Consider the following 271-nt stretch of genomic DNA (forward strand, 5'->3'; position numbering starts at 1 on the left):
TACTGGAACCTTAGCGCACTCTGAAGCGAGTGATGTGGACTTATGGTTGTGCTTTGACCCTGGCCTGGGCGAAGACGCTATGGCTTCGCTCGCAGAAAAAGCCAAGAAGATAGATGATTGGGCAAACAGTCTAGGCTTGGAGCTTCATACTTTTTTGATGAATGCGGAAAAGTTTAAGGCTGGGCACTTGAATAACCGCATGGATAAAGAAAGTAGTGGTTCTGCACAACATTATTTGCTGCTGGACGAGTTTTATCGTACTGCGATTTTA

1 protein-coding gene is annotated in these 271 nt (G+C 45.4%); it reads left to right on the forward strand.

All coding sequences use genetic code 11. The features are described from left to right. On the forward strand, positions 1 to 271 hold a 271-nt coding region (locus A3763_RS07925), incomplete at both ends, for a hypothetical protein (RefSeq protein ID WP_156495002.1).

The sequence above is a fragment of the Oleiphilus sp. HI0128 genome, from assembly GCF_001635365.1.